At 70.4% G+C, this 22,191-nt stretch carries 14 protein-coding genes; all 14 read left to right on the forward strand.

Going from position 1 to position 22,191, the window contains the following annotated elements; all coding sequences use genetic code 11:
• Nucleotides 1-160 precede the first annotated feature (160 nt).
• The 14 genes from ACJ7VY_RS08755 to ACJ7VY_RS08820 all read left to right on the forward strand — a co-directional run bounded on the left by ACJ7VY_RS08755 (nucleotide 161) and on the right by ACJ7VY_RS08820 (nucleotide 22,176).
• Entirely contained in the window at nucleotides 161-2,860 is a 2,700-nt protein-coding gene (locus tag ACJ7VY_RS08755) for a methyl-accepting chemotaxis protein (protein WP_409476799.1), read from the forward strand.
• A gap of 143 nt (nucleotides 2,861-3,003) precedes the next feature.
• Nucleotides 3,004-5,649 (forward strand): methyl-accepting chemotaxis protein, encoded by a 2,646-nt coding sequence (locus ACJ7VY_RS08760; protein ID WP_409475437.1) that lies wholly within the window; start codon nucleotides 3,004-3,006, stop codon nucleotides 5,647-5,649.
• Nucleotides 5,650-5,925: 276 nt separating this feature from the next.
• Entirely contained in the window at nucleotides 5,926-8,286 is a 2,361-nt protein-coding gene (locus ACJ7VY_RS08765) for a methyl-accepting chemotaxis protein (RefSeq protein WP_409475438.1), read from the forward strand.
• 129 nt (nucleotides 8,287-8,415) lie between these two features.
• Nucleotides 8,416-9,189, forward strand: coding sequence for a flagellar brake protein (locus tag ACJ7VY_RS08770; RefSeq protein ID WP_104938873.1), 774 nt, complete (start codon nucleotides 8,416-8,418; stop codon nucleotides 9,187-9,189).
• Nucleotides 9,190-9,273: 84 nt separating this feature from the next.
• Entirely contained in the window at nucleotides 9,274-9,765 is a 492-nt protein-coding gene (locus ACJ7VY_RS08775) for a chemotaxis protein CheW (protein WP_104938874.1), read from the forward strand.
• A 114-nt stretch (nucleotides 9,766-9,879) separates the two neighbouring features.
• Nucleotides 9,880-10,260, forward strand: coding sequence for a hypothetical protein (locus ACJ7VY_RS08780; RefSeq protein WP_202626555.1), 381 nt, complete (start codon nucleotides 9,880-9,882; stop codon nucleotides 10,258-10,260).
• 85 nt (nucleotides 10,261-10,345) lie between these two features.
• On the forward strand, nucleotides 10,346-12,742 hold the full coding sequence (locus ACJ7VY_RS08785) for a methyl-accepting chemotaxis protein (protein WP_409475439.1): 2,397 nt from the start codon (nucleotides 10,346-10,348) through the stop codon (nucleotides 12,740-12,742).
• Nucleotides 12,743-12,919: 177 nt separating this feature from the next.
• Complete coding sequence (locus ACJ7VY_RS08790; protein WP_409475440.1) at nucleotides 12,920-15,070, forward strand: methyl-accepting chemotaxis protein; 2,151 nt, start codon at nucleotides 12,920-12,922, stop codon at nucleotides 15,068-15,070.
• 9 nt (nucleotides 15,071-15,079) lie between these two features.
• Entirely contained in the window at nucleotides 15,080-15,925 is an 846-nt protein-coding gene (locus ACJ7VY_RS08795) for a CheR family methyltransferase (protein ID WP_104938877.1), read from the forward strand.
• Nucleotides 15,922-16,518, forward strand: coding sequence for a chemoreceptor glutamine deamidase CheD (gene cheD / locus ACJ7VY_RS08800; protein ID WP_104938878.1), 597 nt, complete (start codon nucleotides 15,922-15,924; stop codon nucleotides 16,516-16,518). Before ACJ7VY_RS08795 ends, cheD begins: the two co-directional genes overlap by 4 nt.
• Nucleotides 16,515-17,591 (forward strand): chemotaxis response regulator protein-glutamate methylesterase, encoded by a 1,077-nt coding sequence (locus tag ACJ7VY_RS08805; protein ID WP_161615641.1) that lies wholly within the window; start codon nucleotides 16,515-16,517, stop codon nucleotides 17,589-17,591. The genes cheD and ACJ7VY_RS08805 overlap by 4 nt, the downstream gene beginning before the upstream one ends.
• A 3-nt stretch (nucleotides 17,592-17,594) precedes the next feature.
• Nucleotides 17,595-20,120 carry an EAL domain-containing protein gene (locus ACJ7VY_RS08810; RefSeq protein WP_409475441.1) on the forward strand — a complete coding sequence of 842 codons (2,526 nt, stop codon included), beginning with the start codon at nucleotides 17,595-17,597 and terminating at the stop codon, nucleotides 20,118-20,120.
• A gap of 93 nt (nucleotides 20,121-20,213) precedes the next feature.
• On the forward strand, nucleotides 20,214-21,002 hold the full coding sequence (locus ACJ7VY_RS08815; protein ID WP_409475442.1) for a YggS family pyridoxal phosphate-dependent enzyme: 789 nt from the start codon (nucleotides 20,214-20,216) through the stop codon (nucleotides 21,000-21,002).
• Between the two features lie 85 nt (nucleotides 21,003-21,087).
• Nucleotides 21,088-22,176, forward strand: coding sequence for a restriction endonuclease (locus ACJ7VY_RS08820; RefSeq protein ID WP_313248598.1), 1,089 nt, complete (start codon nucleotides 21,088-21,090; stop codon nucleotides 22,174-22,176).
• The last annotated feature ends 15 nt before the right edge of the window (nucleotides 22,177-22,191 follow it).

Raw genomic sequence — 22,191 nt, forward strand, 5'->3', positions numbered from 1 at the left:
CGCCACGGACCGCGCACGGGCGTTGCCGGGCGGCGGTGATCCGACACCACCGCCCTTTCTTACAAAGTCATGAGCCGGTGTCCCGATGTCCCGGGGCACCTGGCCGCAGGAGAGAGCTGTGTCCCAACCCCGTTCCGGTTCCAGCATCGTCAGTCGCCTGATGCTGGGCGTGGCGCTGATCGCCTTGATTTCCTTTGGCGTCACCGCCGCGATCAGCTACTGGAAGAGCAGCAGCGCCCTGCTCTCGTCGTCGCAGGACGCGATGCGCAACCTGGCCGGGCTCGAGGCACAGCGGGTTTCGGCCGGGCTCGGCGAAGCCTACGACACCGCCACCACCCTGGCCGCCACCCTGCGCCTGCAGCACCAGCAGGGCCTGCTGACCCGGCCCGCGGTGTCAGCACTGCTGCAGCAGCAGCTGCTCGCGCACCCGGAGTGGGTCGGGGTCAGCACGCTGTGGGAACCGGACGCGTTCGACGGCGCCGATGCCGCGCACGCCAATGCCGAGGGGCACGATGCCAGCGGCCGCTTCATGAGCTACTGGGCCTGGGCGTACGGCAAGCCCGTCACCGAGGCCCTGCGCGGCTATGACGTGGCCGGCGACGGCGACTGGTACCTCAAGCCCCGCCAAAGCCGCCAGCCCACGCTGGTCGAGCCGTACAGCTACACCATCAACGGCAAGCAGGTGCTGATGACCACGCTGTCGATCCCGATCGTCGAGCAGGAGCGCTTCCTGGGCGTGGTGACCGTGGATTTCGCCCTGTCCTCGCTGCAGGAGCACCTCGCGCGGCTCACGCCCATGGGCGAAGGCCACGTCGAACTGCTGTCGCCGGCCGGCCGCGTGCTGGCCAGCCGCGACCCGGCCGGGGTCGGTACCCAGCGCCAGGACCCGGCCACCGGCGCCATGCTCGCGCGCATCGCCAAGGGCGAGGTCGCCGAGGCGTTCACCCCGGATGCCGACGGCAATGTCGCGGTGTACGTGCCGATCCAGGTCGGCAAGGCCGCGCAGCACTTCGCCCTGGGCGTGATCGTCCCGCAGTCCCTGCTGACCCGGCAGGCCGACGTGCTGCTGTACATCGTCGTCGCGGTCGGGCTGCTGGCCGCGCTGGCGCTGTGCAGCGCGCTGTTCGTGCTGCTGCGGCGGCAGGTGGTGCTGCCGCTGGCCGCCGCCGCCGGCGTCGCCAACGACATCGCCCACGGCAAGCTCGACGGCCGCATCGAGGCCACGCGCCACGACGAGATCGGCACGCTGATGCGCTCCATGCAGACCATGCAGGGCAACCTGCGCGAGCGCATCGAGCGCGACGCCGCCCTCGCCGCCGAGAACCTGCGCATCCGTTCCGCGCTGGACGACGTCACCACCAGCGTGATGATCGCCGACGCCGACCTCACCATCATCTACGCCAACCGGCCGCTGTTCCAGATGCTGGGCAAGGCCGAGCAGGACATGCGCCGCGACCTGCCGAACTTCGACATGAAGACCCTGATCGGCAGCAACATCGACGTCTTCCACAAGCACCCCGCGCACCAGCGCAGGATGCTCGGCGAACTGCACGGCACCCATCGCGCGCAGATCACCGTCGGCAACCACGTCATGCGCCAGATCATCAACCCGGTGACCGACGGCGACGGCAACCGCCTGGGCTACGTGGTGGAGTGGGACGACCGCACCGTCGAGGTGCAGGTCGAGCGCGAGGTCAGCGGCATCGTCGCCGCCGCCGCCAACGGCGAGCTCTCCGGGCGCATCATGCTGGACGGCAAGAGCGGCTTCCTGCTGCAGCTGTCCGAACAGCTCAACGGCCTGCTGGATAGTTTCGCGTCCAGCGTCGGCCAGGTTTCCACCCTGCTCGGCGCGCTGTCGCGCGGCGACCTCACCGCGCGCATGGAAGGCAACTACCAGGGCGTGTTCGCGCGCATCCGCGACGACGCCAACGCCACCGTGGCTCAGCTGACCTCGATCGTCGACCGCATCCAGCAGGCCGCCTCCAGCATCAACCTGGCCGCCTCGGAGATCGCCACCGGCAACAACGACCTGTCGCGCCGCACCGAGCAGCAGGCCGCCAACCTGGAGGAGACCGCCGCCTCGATGGAGGAACTGACCTCCACCGTGCGCCAGAACGCCGAACACGCGCGCCAGGCCAACCAGCTCGCCCAGGGCGCGGCCGGCGTCGCCTCGCAGGGCGGCCAGGTGGTCGGCCAGGTGGTCACCACCATGGCCGACATCGAGGCCTCGTCGAAGAAGATCGCCGACATCATCAGCGTGATCGACGGCATCGCCTTCCAGACCAACATCCTGGCGCTCAACGCCGCGGTGGAAGCGGCCCGTGCCGGCGAACAGGGCCGTGGCTTCGCCGTGGTCGCCTCGGAAGTGCGTACCCTGGCGCAGCGTTCGGCCGGCGCCGCCAAGGAGATCAAGGAACTGATCGAGAACTCGGTGGACAAGGTTTCCGAAGGCTCGGCGCTGGTCCACCAGGCCGGCAGCACCATGGGCGAGATCGTGACCTCGGTGCAGCGCGTGACCGACATCATGGCCGAGATCTCGGCCGCCTCGCAGGAACAGACCGCCGGCATCGAGCAGGTCAACCAGACCGTGATGCAGATGGACGAGACCACCCAGCAGAATGCCGCGCTGGTGGAGGAAGCCACCGCCGCCGCGCGTTCGATGGAGGAACAGGCGCACCAGCTGAGCGAAGCGGTCGCCCTGTTCCACCTCGACGATGCCGCCGCCGCGCCGGCCAGTGCCCCGCCCGCCCCCCGCCGCGCCGCCGCCCCGGCCCGGGCCCCGGCGCCGAAGCTGGCGCCCGCGCCGCGCGTGATCGCGCCGGCGAAGGACGCCGATGGCGGCGACTGGCAGGAGTTCTGAGCCGGTCCAGGCCGCGGGTTGCCGCCGGTTTCGAATGAAGCCGGCGGTCCGGCGGGGGTTTTCCGACGGACGGCAGCGGCGGCCCTCAAGAACCGCCGCCGGCGACCGATGAAGCAGGGGATTCCGCCCTCATCGGTCCCTCCATGTCCGTCTCGTCCCCCCGTTCCTTGTCCGGCGAACGCAAGAGCAGCGTCGCCACCCGCCTGATGCTGGGCATCGCCCTGATCGCCCTGGCCGCGTTCGGCCTCACCGCCGCGATCAGCTACTGGAAGAGCAGCCGCGCCCTGCTGGCCTCCTCGCAGGCGACGCTGGAGAACCTCGCCCGCTTCGAGGCCCAGCACCTGTCCACCGAGATGAGCCAGACCTACGACGCGGTGCAGACCCTGGCCGAAAACCTGGCCACCCAGCGCGGGCAGATCAGCCGCGCCGCCGTCTCGCAGACCTTCCGCCAGCAGCTGGAGCTGCACCCGGAGCGCGCCGGCATGTGCGTGCTGTGGGAGCCGGACGCGTTCGACGGCAATGACGCGCAGTTCGTCGATGCCCCGGAACACGACGCCAGCGGCCGCTTCATGAGCTACTGGGCACGGGTCGGCGGCGAGCTGGTCAGCGAGCCGCTGCGCGACTACGAGGATCCCAAACTGGGCGCCTGGTACGTCACCCCCAGGACGCTGAAGAAGCCGGTCATCATCGAGCCGTATGCCTATGAGGTCGGCGGCAAGACGCTGATGCTGACCACCATCGCGATTCCGATCATGGACGGCGACAAAGTGCTGGGCGTGGTCACCTCCGACTTCGAGCTCTCGGCGCTGCAGGCGCGCATCGCCGAGCTCCGGCCGATGGGCCAGGGCCGCGCCGAACTGCTGTCGCCGATGGGCATGGTGGTGGCCTCGCCGGACCCGGCCAACGTCGGCAAGACCCGCGACGACGACACCACCAAAGCGATCCTGGCCGCCGTCGCCGAGGACAAGCTCTACAGCAACTTCCAGGCCGATGGGAACGGGATGGTGCAGGTCTATGCGCCGCTGCGCATCGGCAAGAGCGACCGCCGCTTCGCGCTGGGGGTGATGGTGCCGCGCGACCTGCTCACCGCCCAGGCACGCTCGCTGCTGGGGCTGGTGGCGCTGGTCGGGCTGCTCGCCGCCGCTTCGCTCTGCGCGGGCCTGTGGCTGCTGCTGCGGGCCATGGTGCTGCGCCCGCTGGCCGACGCGGTGCGCGTGTCCGCCGACGTCGCCCAGGGCAGGCTGGACACCCCGATCCCGGCGCGCCGCAACGACGAACTGGGCCAGCTGCTGCGGGCGCAGTCGCACATGCGCGACCAGATCCGCGCGGTGATCGATGCCCAGGGTGAGATGGCCGCGCGCCACGATGCCGGCAGCGTGAGCCACCGCATCGACGCCTCCCGCTTCCCCGGCGATTACGGGGTGATGGTCGCCGGCACCAACCAACTGGTCTCCAGCCACCTGGAGGTGACCGCGCGGATCGTCGAGGTGATGCAGCGCTATGCGCACGGCGACCTGTCGGTGGACATGGACCGCCTGCCGGGCGAGAAAGCCGCCATCACCCGGGCCATGGACGAGACCAAGGCCAGCCTGTCGGCGATCAATGCCGAGATCAAGCGCCTGGCCGGTGCCGCAGCCGCGGGCGATTTCAGCGTGCGCGGCGATGCCACACGCTTCGAGCACGACTTCCGCGACATGGTGGCCGGGCTCAACCGCCTGATGGAAACCACCGACGGCAACCTGTCCGAGGTCTCCGCGCTGCTGCAGGCCATCGCCCGCGGCGACCTGACCGCGCGCATGCACGGCGAGTTCCAGGGCGTGTTCGCGCGGATGCGCGACGACGCCAACGCCACCGTGGCGCAGCTGACCTCGATCGTCGGCCGCATCCAGCAGGCCGCGGCCAGCATCAACCTGGCCGCCTCGGAGATCGCCACCGGCAACAACGACCTGTCGCGCCGCACCGAGCAGCAGGCCGCCAACCTGGAGGAAACCGCCGCCTCGATGGAGGAACTGACCTCCACCGTGCGCCAGAACGCCGAACACGCGCGCCAGGCCAACCAACTCGCCCAGGGCGCGGCCGGCGTCGCCTCGCAGGGCGGCCAGGTGGTCGGCCAGGTGGTCACCACCATGGCCGACATCGAGGCCTCCTCGAAGAAGATCGCCGACATCATCAGCGTGATCGACGGCATCGCCTTCCAGACCAACATCCTGGCGCTCAACGCCGCGGTGGAAGCGGCCCGTGCCGGCGAACAGGGCCGTGGCTTCGCCGTGGTCGCCTCGGAAGTGCGCACCCTGGCGCAGCGTTCGGCCGGTGCCGCCAAGGAGATCAAGGAACTGATCGAGAACTCGGTGGACAAGGTTTCCGAAGGCTCGGCGCTGGTCCACCAGGCCGGCAGCACCATGGGCGAGATCGTGACCTCGGTGCAGCGGGTGACCGACATCATGGCCGAGATCTCCGCCGCCTCGCAGGAACAGAGCGCGGGCATCGAGCAGGTCAACCAGACCGTGATGCAGATGGACGAAACCACCCAGCAGAATGCCGCGCTGGTGGAGGAAGCCACCGCCGCCGCGCGCTCGATGGAGGAACAGGCCACCCAGCTGGCCGCGGCGGTCGCCCTGTTCCACCTCGACGATGCCGCCGCGACGCCCGCGGCCGCGCCGTCCCCGCTGCCGCCCGCCGCCCGGCGCGCCGCCGCGCGTCCCGCCGTGGCGCCGCCGCGCGCGCAGCCCGGCGCGGCACGCAGGACCGAGCCGGCGCTGGCCGACGGCGACGACTGGCAGGAGTTCTGATCCAACGCCGACGGGCCCCCACCGGCGGGGCCCGTCGGCGCCTGCCCCCGGCGGGGCGGGAGGCAAGGCCGGTAGTGCGCATCCCGCGGAAAACCTGTTCCGTGATGCCGGTCGCACTGCAATCCCGCTGGCGGTCATGCAACCGCCAGGTACCCGCCCGCGGCGCTGCAGCCGCGGAACCGGGCGCCGATATCGCGGGAAGGCAGGCGGCCGTGTCGTGGCGGGGGCCGCAGGGCCTGTTCTTCCATGCACGGTGACGGAAAAGGAAACAGACGCATGAACGCCCACCCCGCCCTGCGCGTCTTCAGCGACCTGCCGCTGCGCCGCAAATTCATCCTCATGCTCGCGGTCCTGGCCACCGGGATCATCGCCCTGTGCCTGGTCACCGCCCGGCGCAACCACGACGAACTGCTGCGCAACGAGCGCAATGCCCTGCACACCCGCGTGGAGGCGGCGCTGGCGCTGGCCAACCGCTACGCCGACCGCGCCGCCGCCGGCGAACTGGGCGAGGACGAAGCCCGCCGCCAGGCGCTGGCGGCCATCGAGTCGCTGCGCAGCGCCAACGGCAGCGACTACCTGTGGGTGAACGACGAACACCCCACCATGCTGATGCACCCCTACCAGACCGCGCTGAACGGCAAGGACCTCAGCGACGCCACCAGTGCCGACGGCAAAAAGATCTTCGTGGAGATGGTCAGGCTTGCACAGCGCAACGGCGGCGGCTTCCTCGACTACACCTGGCCCAAGCCCGGCGTCGACGGCGCGGTGCAGAAGATCTCCTACGTCGGCCTGCACAAGCGCTGGGGCTGGATCATCGGCAGCGGCGAGTACACCGACGACATCGCCGCGCGCGCCTGGAGCTTCGGCCGGGTGCTGATCGTGGCCGGCATGCTGGTGCTGCTGGCGGCACTGCTGGTGTGCTGGCTGATCGCGCGCTCGATCCTGCGCCCGTTGTCCGGTGCGCTCGGTGCGATCCAGGCGGTTTCGCACGGCGATCTCGACGTGCGCGTGGACTACCGCTCGCGCGACGAGATCGGGCAGATGTATGCCGCCATCGGCGAGATGATCGCCCAGCTCAAGGCCCGGGCCGACCAGGACCGCGCCCGCGCCGCCGAGGACCTGCGCATCCGCACCGCGCTGGACGACGTCACCACCAGTGTGATGATCGCCGACGCCGACCTCAACATCATCTACGCCAACCGGCCGTTGATGGAGATGCTGGGCAAGGCCGAGCAGGACATGCGCCGCGACCTGCCGAACTTCGACATGAAGACCCTGATCGGCAGCAACATCGACATCTTCCACCGGCACCCGGCGCACCAGCGCGGGCTGCTCGGCAGGCTGCATGGCACCCACCACGCGCAGATCAGCGTCGGCGGCCATGTCATGCGCCAGATCATCAACCCGGTCACCGACGCCGACGGCGACCGCCTGGGCTACGTGGTGGAATGGGACGACCGCACCGTGGAGGTGCGGATCGAGCAGGAAGTCAGCGACATCATCGTGGCCGCCTCGCACGGCGACCTCTCCGGCCGCATCCGGCTGGAGGACAAGAGCGGCTTCCTGCTGCAGCTGTCCGAACAGCTCAACGGCCTGCTGGCCGCCATCGGCTCCAGCGTCGAGCAGGTATCGGGCGTGCTGCGCGCGCTCTCGCAGGGCGACCTCACCGTGCAGATGGAAGGCGACTACCGCGGGACGTTCGCCGCCATGCGCGACGACGCCAACGCCACCGTGGTCCAGCTCACCGGCATCATCGACCGCATCCAGACCGCGACGTCGCGCATCCACCAGGCGGCGGCGGAGATCGCCACCGGCAACAACGACCTCTCCCGCCGCACCGAGCAGCAGGCCGCCAACCTGGAGGAAACCGCCGCCTCGATGGAGGAACTGACCTCCACCGTGCGCCAGAACGCCGAGCACGCGCGCCAGGCCAACCAGCTCGCCCAGGGCGCGGCCGGCGTCGCCTCGCAGGGCGGCCAGGTGGTCGGCCAGGTGGTCACCACCATGGCCGACATCGAGGCCTCCTCGAAGAAGATCGCCGACATCATCAGCGTGATCGACGGCATCGCCTTCCAGACCAACATCCTGGCGCTCAACGCCGCGGTGGAAGCCGCCCGCGCCGGCGAACAGGGCCGCGGCTTCGCCGTGGTCGCCTCGGAAGTGCGCACCCTGGCGCAGCGTTCGGCCGGCGCCGCCAAGGAGATCAAGGAGCTGATCGAGAACTCGGTGGACAAGGTTTCCGAAGGCTCGGCGCTGGTCCACCAGGCCGGCAGCACCATGGGCGAGATCGTGACCTCGGTGCAGCGGGTGACCGACATCATGGCCGAGATCTCGGCCGCCTCGCAGGAACAGACCGCCGGCATCGAGCAGGTCAACCAGACCGTGATGCAGATGGACGAAACCACCCAGCAGAACGCCGCGCTGGTGGAGGAAGCCACCGCCGCCGCGCGCGCGATGGAAGAACAGGCCAACGACCTGGCCACGGCAGTGTCGATGTTCCGCACCACGACCCGCCATGCCCCCGCGCGCCCGGCACTCACGATCGTGACGCCGGCCAGGCCGCAGGCGCCACCGCGCGCGCCATCGCGGCCACTGCCCGCGCCGCCGGCGGATGGCGGCAACTGGCAGGAATTCTGAGCCACCGGCCGGGCGATGGCGCCCGACCGCCCCCCGGCGCTAAAGAGCCGGGCGATGGAGCCGATACACGGAGGTACCCTGCCGGTATGCTGTTGCCTCCAGGCCTCCGCCCTCCCTGTTCCAGAGATCATGTCAGAGCGCGAACCGACGGAATCCGCCCCTTCCTCCTTCGACGGCAGCCTGTATGCCGACGAGAAGTACATGGTTCGCAATCCGCGCCAGATCCGCCTGCTGCTGCAGGCGATGATCGACCAGCGTGCCACGGTCGCGGTCCATCCCGATGGCCGCGAACAGTCCTATCCCAGCGCGGTGCTGGACGTGGACGAGGACACCCTGCTGCTGGACGGCAGCCCGCTGCCGGCGGTCAACCGCAGCGTCGGCGAAGCCTCGCACCTGCTGTGCTTCGCGCAGGTGGACCGGGTCATGGTGCGCTTCCGCCTGGAGCACCCGGAAGTGCTGGTGGAGGACGGGCGCACGGCGTTCCGCCTCGCCTTCCCGGAAGAGGCCTATCACCTGCAGCGCCGCGAGCTGTACCGGCTGGAAACCCCGGTCGGCGATTCGCCCTGGTGCGTGTTCCCCGATCCGCAGGGCGCCGAGCCGCTGCGCTGGCGCGTGGTCGACATCAGCGCCGGCGGCATCGCCGTGCTGCTGCCGCCGGACCTGAACCTGCTGCGGCTGCAGCAGCGGCTGGCCGGCTGCGAACTGCAGCTGCCCGACTCGGCGCCGATCGCGGTCACCCTGGTGGTCTGCAGCCAGCTGGTGCGCAAGCAGGCCAACGGCATGGAGCAGCAGCGCGTGGGCCTGCGCTTCGAGGACCTGCCGCGCGGCGCCGACGCCGCCATCCAGCGCTACATCTTCCGGGTCGACCGCGAGCGCAAGGCGCGCAAGAACGGCGGCGCATAGCGGGCACCTAAAGTTCCGGCGGCCATGGCCGATACACGGGTGACGCCCCTCCGTACCCGCATCCCGCCAGGATCAGGACCCCAGATGAACGACACCAGCGCCCACGCCGCCACCTCCGGCGGCGAGTACCTCAGCTTCACGCTCGGCAACGAGCACTATGGGGTGGACATCCTCAAAGTGCAGGAAATCCGCGGCTACGACGCGGTCACCCGCGTGCCGGACGCACCGGACTACATCAAGGGCGTGATCAACCTGCGCGGCACCATCGTGCCGGTGATCGACCTGCGCCTGAAGCTGCGCCTGGACGAGGCCCGCTACGACGCCTTCACCGTGATGATCGTGCTCAACGTCGAGGACCGCGTGGTCGGCATCGTCGTGGACAGCGTCTCCGACGTGATCCCGCTGAGCGCCGAGCAGATCCGCCCGAAGCCGGAGTTCGGCGCCGCGGTGGACACCCGCTTCATCTCCGGCATCGGCACCCAGGACGAGCGCATGCTGATCCTGCTGGACATCGAGACCCTGCTCGATACCGCCGACCTGGGGCAGGCCGCCACCACCGAAGAAGCCGCCGCCTGACAAAGCGTGGCGGCCATCACAGTTCCTGGCATGCCCTATCAATCATTGCCCGCGCCGGCCGATACCGAGCGCATGGCCGGCCGTTTGCCGGTGCAACCCAATCCGGAGAAAAAGATGTCCAAGCCCTTCATTTCGCTGATGTCCGCGGCCCTGCTGGCAAGCGTCTCCCTGGTCGCCGCCGCCGACGAGATGATCCCGCCGGAGAACGCCCCGCGCTTCGCCGGCAAGGACGGCATGGTCTGCGGCAAGGTCGAGAAGGCCCGCTACGCCGAAGGTTCCGAAGGCCAGCCGACGTTCCTGCACATGGGCGGTTCGTTCCCGCGCCACACCTTCTCGGCCCGCATCCCGGGCTCGGCCCGCGGCAACTTCGGTTTTGACCTGATGACGCTCGAGGGCAAGACCGTGTGCGCGATCGGCAAGATCCAGCGCGACGCCTCGCGCGCCGAGATCGAAGTCACCTCGCCGTCGAGCCTGAAGCTGGCCAACATCAAGTAATCCATCCCGTCGACGCCGCGCTGGCCCGGCCGGCGCGGGCCCCGGCGCGCCCGTGCCGGGGAACGCAGCAGGAGACCGTGCACCCATGCAGTGGATCAAGAACCTCAACCTGATGCCGAAGCTGATGCTCACCTTCGGCATCGTCCTGCTCGTGATGCTGATCCAGGGCATCGTGGCGTACCGCGGCCTGCACTCGCTGGACGGCGTCACCACCGAGATCGCGGACAAGCGCATGGCCGGCCTGCGCACCGGCGGCGAACTGGCCGGCATGGTCAGCGAATACCGCAACGCCTCCTACCAGAGCCTGATCCGCGCCAGCAGCGACGTGAAGGCCGAGGCCAAGACCCGTGCCACCGAACTGCGCACGCACATCGACGAATCCATCGAGAAGTACTCCAAGCTGGTGGACAACCCGCAGCAGCGCAAGCTGCTGGATACCTTCGTCGCCGACTGGGAGGCCGCCAAGAAGTCCTATGACTCGGTGACCGAGCTGCTGGAGCTGGACCTGCCCGACGACGCCATCGACACCTTCGTCGGCGAGACCCGTGACCTGCACCGCAAGGCGTACGCTTCGCTGGACGCGCTGTCCTCGGACGAGAATGCGCGCGCCCAGGCCGCCAGCGACCGTGCCGCCGAGACCTATTCGGCCTCCGTCGTCGTCACCGTGATCGCGGTGCTGGTCGGCATCGGCGCCGGCCTGCTGCTGGCCTGGCTGTTCGCCCGCTCGCTGGTCGGCTCGATGCGCGGTGCGGTGGACGTGGCCAACGAGATCGCCAGCGGCAAGCTCGACGGCACCATCGACACCCGCCGCGCCGATGAAGTCGGCGAACTGCTGCGCGCCATGCAGCGCATGCAGCGCGACCTGCGCGAGCGCATCGAACGCGACCAGGCCGTGGCCGCCGAGAACCTGCGCATCCGCACCGCCCTGGACTATTCCTCCACCGGCGTGTACCTGACCAACAACGACCTGCAGATCGTCTACGCCAACCGGGCGCTGGCGCATACCCTGGAGCGCTACGCCGACGACGTCCGGACCGCGCTGGACCACTACGATGCCTCGCGCCCGCTGGTGGGCCAGCACGTGACCGCGCTGGAGTTCCGCGGCGAGATGGACCACAGCGTGCTCGACGCGCTGCAGCGCAACGGCGTGGCCTCGCGCGAAATGCGCTATGGTGACGCCCAGTTCGCGCAGACCATCTCGGCCATCCGCGACGATGCCGGCAGCGTGGTCGGCCATGTCGTCGAATGGCGCGACCGCACCACCGAAGCCATGGTGGAGCGCGAAGTGGCGCGGGTGATCGATGCCGCCGCCGCGGGTGACCTCAGCGGCCGCATCGACACCGCCGGCAAGGACGGTTTCTTCCTGGAACTGGCGCGCCAGCTCAACAGCCTGCTCGACGCCAACGCCAGCAGCCTGGCGCAGATCTCCGACCTGCTGTCGGCGCTGTCGCAGGGCGACCTGACCGTGCGCATGCAGGGCGAGTTCCAAGGCGTGTTCGCCAGGATGCGCGACGACGCCAACGCCACCACCGAACAGCTGACCGCCATCGTCGGCCGCATCAAGCAGTCCACCGCCGCGATCAACGCCGCGGCCGGCGAGATCGCGTCGGGCAACAACGACCTCTCCCGCCGTACCGAGCAGCAGGCCGCCAACCTGGAGGAGACCGCCGCCTCGATGGAGGAACTGACCTCCACCGTGCGCCAGAACGCCGAGCACGCGCGCCAGGCCAACCAGCTCGCCCAGGGCGCGGCCAACGTCGCCTCGCAGGGCGGCGAGGTGGTCGGCCAGGTGGTCACCACGATGTCGGCCATCGAGGCTTCGTCGAAGAAGATCGCCGACATCATCAGCGTGATCGACGGCATCGCCTTCCAGACCAACATCCTGGCACTCAACGCCGCGGTGGAAGCGGCGCGGGCCGGCGAACAGGGCCGCGGCTTCGCCGTGGTCGCCTCGGAAGTGCGCACCCTGGCGCAGCGTTCGGCCGGCGCCGCCAAGGAGATCAAAGAGCTGATCCAGGACTCGGTGGGCAAGGTCGGCGAAGGCTCGCAGCTGGTGCGTCGCGCCGGCAGCACCATGGGCGAGATCGTCAGCTCGGTGCAGCGGGTGACCGACATCATGGCCGAGATCTCCGCCGCCTCGCAGGAACAGAGCGCCGGCATCGAGCAGGTCAACCAGACCGTCACCCAGATGGACGAGACCACCCAGCAGAACGCCGCGCTGGTGGAGGAAGCCACCGCCGCCGCGCGTTCGATGGAAGAACAGGCCGCGCACCTGGCCGAGGCCGTGGCCCTGTTCCGGCTCGACGCGCAGGATGCACCGGCCGCAACCGCAAGGCTGGCACCGGCGGTGGTCGCCAACCCAGCACCGTCGGCACCGGCACCGGTACCTGCAGCGGCAGCCAACACGCCGCAAACCAGGCCACGCGCCGCGGCGCGCGTGGCCGTCGCCGAGGCCGTTGATTCGGACTGGCAGGAATTCTGATCCACCCCCAGAACCCCGGCGCATGCCGGGGTTCTGCTGTCGGCCCGCGGCCCGGATGGCCGCCCCGCGGGCGTTGCCACGGCTCAACTTGCGCGGGGCCTGGCCGATATCCAGCAATGAAGCCCCGCCGCCGCACGCCCCGTCGCGGCCGCCCTCCCCCTCCATTCCCTATCGCGCATGAACATTCTCCGCATCTGGTCGAGCTTCATCTCCAACATCACCGTACGCGCCAAGCTCAATCTGCTCACCGCCATCATCGCGGTCGGCGTGATCACGCTGGCGGTGGTCGCGGCGCGCATGCAGTACGTGGATCTCTACGAAACCCGCAAGGTGTCGCTGCAGAGCGACGTGGAACTGGCCTATGGCGTGCTGGACCACTACGCGGCGCGCGCCAAGGACGGCACCCTGCCGCTGGAACGCGCCCAGGCCGAGGCGATGGCCGCGCTGGAAGCCATGCGCGCCAAGGGCGACTCCAGTTACTTCAACATCTACAGCGCCGACTACGTGGTGCTGATGCACCCGTTCCGCAAGGACCTGGTCGGCAAGGACATGGAGGACTTCCGCAGCGAGGATGGCGTGCGCATGTACCACGACCAGGTCGAGGCGGCCAAAAGCGGCGGCGGCTACGTTGGCTACGCCTGGCCCAAGCCCGGCCAGACCAAGCCGGTGCCCAAGCTCGCCTATGCCGGCATGTACAAGCCCTGGAACTGGGTCATCTCCACCGGCGTCTACATGGACGACGTGCAGTCCCAGGCGCTGCGCTTCACCGGCATCATGACCATCGCCGGCGGCGTGCTGGTGCTGCTGGTGTTCGCGCTGAGCTGGGTGATCGGCAGCCGCATCGTGCTGCCGCTGCGCAAGGCCACGGCCGTCGCCGACGCCATCGCTGGCGGACGCCTGGACAACGCCATTGCGCAGACCTCGCGCGACGAACCCGGCCAGCTGCTGGGCAGCATGCAGCGCATGCAGGCGCAGCTGCAGGCGGTGATCGCCGCGCAGCGCGAGATGGAGCGCCAGCACGACGCCGGCATCATCAGCTACCGCATGGACCAGGCCGCGTTCCCCGGCGACTACGGGGTGATGGTCGCCGGCACCAACCAGCTGGTCGGCAACCACATCGGGGTCAAGATGCAGGTGATCGAGCTGGCCCAGCGCTATGCCGTGGGCGACCTGACCCGCGACATGCCGGCGCTGCCCGGCGAAAAGGCCGAGATCACCGAGACCATGGCCACCATCAAGCGCAACCTCACCGCCATCAGCAGCGAGATCCGCCGCCTCAGCGGCGCCGCCGCCGCCGGCGATTTCAGCCAGCGCGGCGACGAGCAGCGCTTCGAGCATGATTTCCGGCAGATGGTGCACAACCTCAACGCGATGATGGAGGCCACCGACCACAGCCTGGCGCAGACCTCCAGCCTGCTGCAGGCCATCGCCCGCGGCGACCTGACCGCGCGCATGCACGGCGAGTTCCAGGGCGTGTTCGCGCGGATGCGCGACGACGCCAACGCCACCGTGGCGCAGCTGACCTCGATCGTCGGCCGCATCCAGCAGGCCGCGTCCAGCATCAACCTGGCCGCCTCGGAGATCGCCACCGGCAACAACGACCTGTCGCGCCGCACCGAGCAGCAGGCCGCCAACCTGGAGGAGACCGCCGCCTCGATGGAGGAACTGACCTCCACCGTGCGCCAGAACGCCGAACACGCGCGCCAGGCCAACCAGCTCGCCCAGGGCGCGGCCGGCGTGGCCTCGCAGGGCGGCCAGGTGGTCGGCCAGGTGGTCACCACCATGGCCGACATCGAGGCCTCCTCGAAGAAGATCGCCGACATCATCAGCGTGATCGACGGCATCGCCTTCCAGACCAACATCCTGGCGCTCAACGCCGCGGTGGAAGCGGCCCGTGCCGGCGAACAGGGCCGCGGCTTCGCCGTGGTCGCCTCGGAAGTGCGCACCCTGGCGCAGCGCTCGGCCGGTGCCGCCAAGGAGATCAAGGAACTGATCGAAAGTTCGGTGGACAAGGTCTCCGAAGGCTCGGCGCTGGTCCACCAGGCCGGCAGCACCATGGGCGAGATCGTCAGCTCGGTGCAGCGGGTGACCGACATCATGGCCGAGATCTCCGCCGCCTCGCAGGAACAGAGCGCGGGCATCGAACAGGTCAACCAGACCGTCACCCAGATGGACGAGACCACCCAGCAGAACGCCGCGTTGGTGGAGGAAGCCACCGCCGCCGCGCGCGCGATGGAAGAACAGGCCATGCTGCTGACCGACGCGGTGTCGGCGTTTCGCCTGCAGGCGTCCGCGCGCGCGCCGCATGACCTGGCACTGGCCAGCTGAGGTCGCCCGGTGTCCCTGCCCGCTCCCGCCTCCCGCGATTTCGAGTTCAACGACCGCGACTTCCGCCGCGTCTGCGAGCTGATCCACAAGCGCGCCGGCATCGCGCTGGCGCCGGCCAAGCGCGACATGGTGTACGGCCGCCTGTCGCGGCGGCTGCGCGCCCTGGGCCTGCACTCGTTCCAGGACTACCTGGACCAGCTCGAGCGCGACGGCGGCGATGAGTGGCAGGCGTTCACCAACGCGCTGACCACCAACCTGACCTCGTTCTTCCGCGAGCCGCACCACTTCGAGAAGCTGCGCGAGGAACTGCTGGCGCGCGCGCACCGCGCGCCGCTGCAGATCTGGTCGTGCGCGGCCTCCACCGGCGAGGAGCCGTACTCGCTGGCGATCACCGCCTGCGAAGCGTTCGGCACCCTCACCCCGCCGGTCCGCATCCTCGCCACCGACGTCGATACCCAGGTGCTGGCCACCGGCGCGCAGGGCGTTTACCCGCTCGAGCGCATCGCCGGGCTCGATCCGGCGCTCAAGCGCCGCTACTTCCAGCGCGGCACCGGCCCCAACGAGGGCAAGTGCCGGGTGCTGCCGGCGCTGCGCAGGCTGATCGAGTTCCGCCAGCTCAACCTGCTGGCCCCGCGCTACGACGTCGGCGGGCCCTACGACGCGCTGTTCTGCCGCAACGTGATGATCTATTTCGACAAGCCCACCCAGCGCGGCATCCTGTCGCGGCTGGTGCAGCACATGGGCGACGACGGCCTGCTCTATACCGGCCATTCCGAGAACTACCTGCACGCCGCCGACCTGATCCAGCCGTGCGGGCGCACCCTGTACCGGCGCGTGCCCGGAGCCGGCGCATGAGCCTGCCCGCCCACGCCGACGACGTCATGCGCTACCGCGACACGCGGTTCCAGACCATTGCCGCCAAACTGCTGCCCACCCAGTACCTGGTGGTGGACGACGACACCGCGCTGACCACCACCCTGGGCTCATGCGTGGCGGCCTGCATCCGCGACCCGGTGCTCAAGATCGGTGGCATGAACCACTTCCTGCTGCCCGACGGCAACGTCGGCGATGGCGCCCCGGCGCGTTATGGCAGCTATGCGATGGAGCTGCTGATCAATGACCTGCTCAAGCGCGGCGCACACCGCAAGCGCTTGGAGGCCAAGGTGTTCGGCGGCGCCAACGTGCTCAAGGGCTTCACCAGCAACCCGGTCGGCACCCGCAACGCCGAGTTCGTGCGCCAGTACCTGCGCGCCGAGCACATCCCGGTGATCGCCGAAGACCTGCTCGGCATCCACCCGCGCAAGGTCTGGTTCTTCCCGCAGACCGGCCGGGTGGTGGTGCAGCGCCTGCCGCATGCGCACGAAGCCGAAGTCGCCGCCGCCGAATCGGCCGTGCGCGCCCGCCTGTCCAAGGCCCCGGTCACCGGTGGCGTGGAGCTGTTCGAATGAGCCTGCAAGCCCCCTGCCGCGTGCTGGTGGTCGACGACTCGGCACTGGTCCGGCAGATCCTGTCCGATCTGCTGGCGCGCGACCCCGGCATCGAGGTGGTCGGTACCGCGTCCGACCCGCTGATCGCGCGCGAGAAGATCAAGCGCCTGAACCCGGACGTGCTGACCCTGGATGTGGAAATGCCGCGCATGGACGGGCTGGCGTTCCTCGAAAACCTGATGCGCCTGCATCCGCTGCCGGTGGTCATGGTGTCGTCGCTGACCGAGCGCGGCGCCGACACCACGCTGCAGGCACTGGCGCTGGGCGCGGTGGATTTCGTGGCCAAGCCCAAGCTCGACGTGGCCCGTGGCCTGGAAAGCTACGCCGCCGAGATCTGCGCCAAGGTCAAGACGGCCGCGCGCTCGCGGGTGCGGGCGCTGGCGGTTCCGGCGCAGGCCAGGCGCACCCTGGACACGATCGCCCCCAGTGCGGCCGGCGCCCCGTCGCTGAAGTTCCGCACCACCGACCGCCTGATCGCCATCGGCGCCTCGGCCGGCGGTACCGAAGCCCTGCGCGTGGTGCTGGAAATGATGCCCGCCGACGCCCCGGCCATCGTCCTCACCCAGCACCTGCCGGCCAGTTTCAGCACCGCCTTCGCCGAACGCCTGGACCGCCACTCGGCGATGTCGGTGCGTGAGGCCAGCGATGGCGAGGCGATCCTGCCCGGCCATGCCTACCTGCCGGCCGGTGGCCGCCACCTGCGCATCATCCGCGACGGTGCGCGCTGGCGCTGCCGCATCGACGACACCCCGCCGGTGAACCTGCACAAACCGGCGGTGGACGTGCTGTTCCGCTCGGTGGCGCAGAACGCCGGCGCCAACGCCATCGGCGCCATCCTCACCGGCATGGGCGACGACGGCGCGCGCGGGCTGCTGGAAATGAAGCAGGCCGGCGCCCGCACCCTGGTGCAGGACGAAGCCAGCAGCGTGGTCTGGGGGATGCCCGGCGCGGCGTTCAAGCTCGGTGCCGCCGACGAGGTGGTGCCGCTGGAGCAGGTCGCCGCGCGCCTGCTGGCCTGGGCGCAACAGGGGTAAGCCATGTCGCGCGCCGACCCGCCCGGGCCACAGGCAGCGACCACCGCGGCGGCGGCCAGCGCCGCCGACACGGCACTGCGCCACTGCCTGCAGGACGCGCCGGACGGCATCGTGCTGCTCGACCGCGACGGGCGGATGGTGTTCGGCAACGGCAAGGCCTGCGAAATGCTCGGCCTCGGCGGCAGCGCCGACACCGCGCCGTTGCCGGAACTGCTGACCCCCGAGGAGCGTGAACGCTGGCAGCAGGCGCCACCCGCGCCGCTGCTGCTGGCCGCGCAGGCACGCCCGGGGCGGCCCGGCGACCTGTGGCTGTGCGCCGGCGAAGGCTGCCTGCGCGGCATGGCGGTGCTGCGCCCCGCCGACGCGCGCATGCACGAGCAGGCGCACATCCACCTGTTGTCGCAGGCGCTGGACAGCAGCGACAACGCGATCTTCCTGTGCGACGGCCAATCGCGCATCCGTTACGTCAATGCCGGTTTCTCGCGCATGCTCGGCTATGCGCCGGAGGAAGCGCTGGGCAAGCTGCCGCGCGAACTGATCAGCGGCCCGCATACCGACGTGGCCACGCTGGACCGGCTGGGCGAGGAGCACCGCGCCGGCCGCGCCCACCGCGACCACCTGCTGGGCTACTGCAAGGACGGCAGCCCGCTGTGGCTGTCGGTGGTGGCCACGCCGCTGGCCGATGCCAGCGGCAGCCTGGTCAACGTGTTCACCGACATCACCGAGGCCAAGACCCACGAGGTCCTCAACGGCAAGGTGCTGGACGCGCTGGTGCGCGAAGAACCGCTGGCGATGACCATGGCGCTGATGTGCCAGGAGGTCGAGCGGGTCGCGCCCGACCTGCGCGTGGTGGTGACCCGCAGCGAACCCGACGGGCAGTTGTGCACCCTGGCCGCGCCGGCCCCGCTGATGACCGCCGGCACCTGCGGCTGGGAGCACCCGGCGTGCATGCAGGCGCTGCGCCGCGGGCGCGCGGTGGTCATCGAGGACATCGCCAGCGCGCCGCTGTTCGACAGCCAGCGCGACGCGCTGCTGGCCCTGGGCCTGCGCGCGTGCTGGTCCAACCCGATCCGCTCCACCGCCGGCCAGGTGCTGGGCACGCTGGCCTTCCATTGCCACCGCCCGGGCCCGCCGACGGCCTGGCACCGGCGCCTGGCGGAGCTGTGCCTGCACCTGTGCGCGCTGGCGCTGGAACGCGAACAGGCGCGCTCGCGCATGCACCGGCTGGCGTTCTACGACGTCCTCACCGGGCTGCCCAACCGGCTGATGTTCAACGCGCTCAGCGAGCAGCCGCTGATGCAGGCCGAACAGCAGGACACGCCGATGGCGCTGCTGTTCGTGACCCTGGACCGCTTCAAGCGCATCAACGAAAGCCAGGGCCATGCCGCCGGCGACGGCCTGCTGCGCGACCTGGCGCGGCGCCTGCACGACATCGCCGGCCCGGAGTCGGTGGTCGCCCGCCAGGTGGCCGACGAGTTCACCCTGCTGGTGCCGGGCTGCGCGCAGCAGCAGGCCGTGGCGCTGTGCGAACGGCTGCTGGCGATGATCGCCGCGCCCACCGTGGTCGGCAGCATGACCCTGCACGCCAGCGCCAGCATCGGCGTGGCGATGTACCCGGACGACGGCCGCGCCCTGGAGACGCTGCTGCGGCATGCCGACCTGGCCATGCGCCGGGCCAAGGACGAGGGCGGCGGGCGCTTCCGCTTCTTCAGCGCGGACATGAACCGCCTGGCGCAGGAACGGCTGCTGCTGGAGGCCACGCTGCGCGACTCGCTGCGCCAGGGCGGCCTGCGCCTGCACTACCAGCCGCAGGTGCATGCCGATGGCCGCGGCCTCTACGGCGTGGAGGCACTGCTGCGCTGGCGCCACCCGCACCTGGGCGACATTCCGCCGTCGCGCTTCGTGCCGCTGGCCGAAGAGTGCGGGCTGATGGCCGAGCTCAGCCACTGGGTGATGGAAGAAGCCTGCCGCCAGCATGCCGACTGGCGCCGCCGCGGGCTGGACATCCCGCGGGTCGCGGTCAACCTCTCGGCCAGCGCCTTCGAGCTGCCCTCGCTGGCCGAGCAGGTGCGGCGGCTGCTCGAGCGCCACCAGCAGCCAGCGGACACCCTGGTGCTGGAGATCACCGAGGGGGTGATGCTCTCGGCGCAGCCGCAGGTGCCCGCCAACCTGCACGCGCTGCACGCGCTCGGGGTGCGGCTGTCGCTGGACGATTTCGGCACCGGCTATTCCAGCCTCAGCCACCTGCACCGGCTGCCGATCAGCGAGATGAAGCTGGACCGCAGCTTCATCAGCGAGATCGGGCACGACCCGGCCGCCGGCGCGTTGATCCTGTCGGTGCTGCGCATCGGCGAGAGCCTGGGCAAGCACGTGGTCGCCGAAGGCGTGGAAACCGAGGACCAGCGGCGGTTCCTGGTGGACAACGGCTCGCCGGTGCTGCAGGGCTACCTGTTCTCGCCGGCCCTGTCCGCCAACGCCCTGGAGCAATGGCTGGGCGAACAGGCGTACGCCCGCCCGCCACGGTGCTGAGCGCCACGGCCACCGCTGCCGCTTGGTGGCGCGCCACCGGCACCACGGAAGGCCGATAATGCGCCCGCACCGCTGTTGCCCGAGGAACACCCCATGACGGACACCCCCACCCGCCACGACCAGCACGGCCGCTACCCGCGTGCCGAGACCGCCGACGATTTCCGCCACAACCTGGCCGCGGTGCAGGCACGCATCGCCGCCGCCTGCCTGCGTGCCGGCCGCGACCCGGCCAGCGTGCGCCTGCTGCCGGTGAGCAAGACCATCGACGAGGCACGGATCCGCCAGGCCTACGCCGCCGGCTGCCGCTTCCTGGGCGAGAACAAGGTGCAGGAGGCGCACCACAAGTGGGAGGCGATGCAGGACCTGGGCGACCTGCACTGGTCGGTGATCGGCCACCTGCAGACCAACAAGGCCAAGCTGGTCGCGCGTTTCGCCAGCGAGTTCCAGGCACTGGACAGCCTGCGCCTGGCGCAGACCCTGGACCACCGCCTGCAGCTGGAAGGCCGCCAGCTGGACGTGTTCGTGCAGGTCAACACCTCCGGCGAGGACAGCAAGTACGGGCTGGCGCCGGCCGACGTGCCTGATTTCATCGCCGCACTGCCGCGGTTCACGCATCTACGCGTGCGCGGGCTGATGACCCTGGCGCTGTTCTCCGAGGACGCGGCGCGGGTGCGCGCCTGCTTCGTGCGCCTGCGCGAACTGCGCGACCGCCTGCGCCCGCAGGCGCCGGACGGCATCGGCCTGGACGAGCTGTCGATGGGCATGTCCGGCGACTTCGAGATCGCCATCGAGGAAGGCGCCACGGTGGTGCGCGTCGGCCAGGCCATCTTCGGCGCGCGTGCGCTCCCGGACAGCCACTACTGGCCGGCCGGCGCCGCCTGAACGGGGGCGGACGGCGTCGCATCGGCTTCGCACGAAGCGCTATAAACTGCGCGCCTTCACTCACCCTTGCTCACCGGACGCGACGATGTTTTCCTGGATCCTGGCCCTGCTGCTGGCACTGTTCGTCTGGGGCCTGACCTCCGCCTGGTTGTGGATGGTCAAGCGCCGGAAGACCGAAACCCAGCACGGCCTGGCCGCACTGGCGGGCATGCGCTGGCGGGAGTTCTCGCAGATCGTGCGGCGTGCCATGAGCGAACAGCGCGGCATGCGCGACCTGTCCGGCGAGGACCACGGCGACCGCGGCACCAGCAGCGACTTCCTGATGGAACGCGCCGGCCAGCGTTGGCTGCTGTCGTGCAAGCACGGCCGCGCCTACCGCATCGGCGCGCCGGCGATCACCGAGCTGGGCGCGGCCCTGCGCCTGACCGGCGCGGCCGGCGGCATCCTGATCACCGAAGGGCGGGTTGAACGCGACGGCCTGGCCGCCGCCGAGAAGGAAACCATCGAGGTGCTGGACGGCCGCGTGCTGTGGCAGGTGCTCGCCCCCTGCGTGCCCGACGACATACGCACGATGGTGGAAGGCATTGCCCGCCGCGAGGCGGTACGCCAGACCGGCATCGCCGCCCTCGGCGCGCTGGCGGTAGGGCTGCTGGCCGGCCTGGGCTACACCACCCTGCAGGTCGACGAGAACCTGACCACGCGTGCCACGGAGACCGCCGCGGCCGCGCCGCCGGCAACGGCTCCCGGCCCGGCCCCGGCGCCGGCGCCCGCCGCACCGGCCGCGGCGCCTGCGCCGGCTCCGGCCAGGACCGCGGCCGCGGCCCCCCCCGCCACGCGCGCGGCACCCGCCGTGGCGCCCCCCGCCGCCAGCGCCAGCGCCAGCGTCGACAAAGCCGCCAGCGACGATCTCCAGGAAGACCCCGACCCGGACACCCTGCTGCGCTACCAGCAGGCCGTTTCCAAGAAACTGGCCGCCACCCCGGGGGTGATCAGCGGCATCTGGCTGACCCGCTCCACCCTGTCGGTCGAACGCAGTGCCGACGACGCCACGGTGTGGCCGCTGATCTGCCGCGAGGTCGAGCATTACCCGGCGCTGCGCACCGTGCGCATCCAGCTCAACCCCCGCCCCGGCACCGGCGAGCCGGTGCGCTGGCGGCAATGCCGGACCTTCTGACCCGTAGGTGCGGGG

It is taken from the genome of Stenotrophomonas sp. Y-13 (assembly GCF_046267925.1).
Taxonomy (GTDB): Bacteria; Pseudomonadota; Gammaproteobacteria; order Xanthomonadales; family Xanthomonadaceae; genus Stenotrophomonas; species Stenotrophomonas acidaminiphila_A.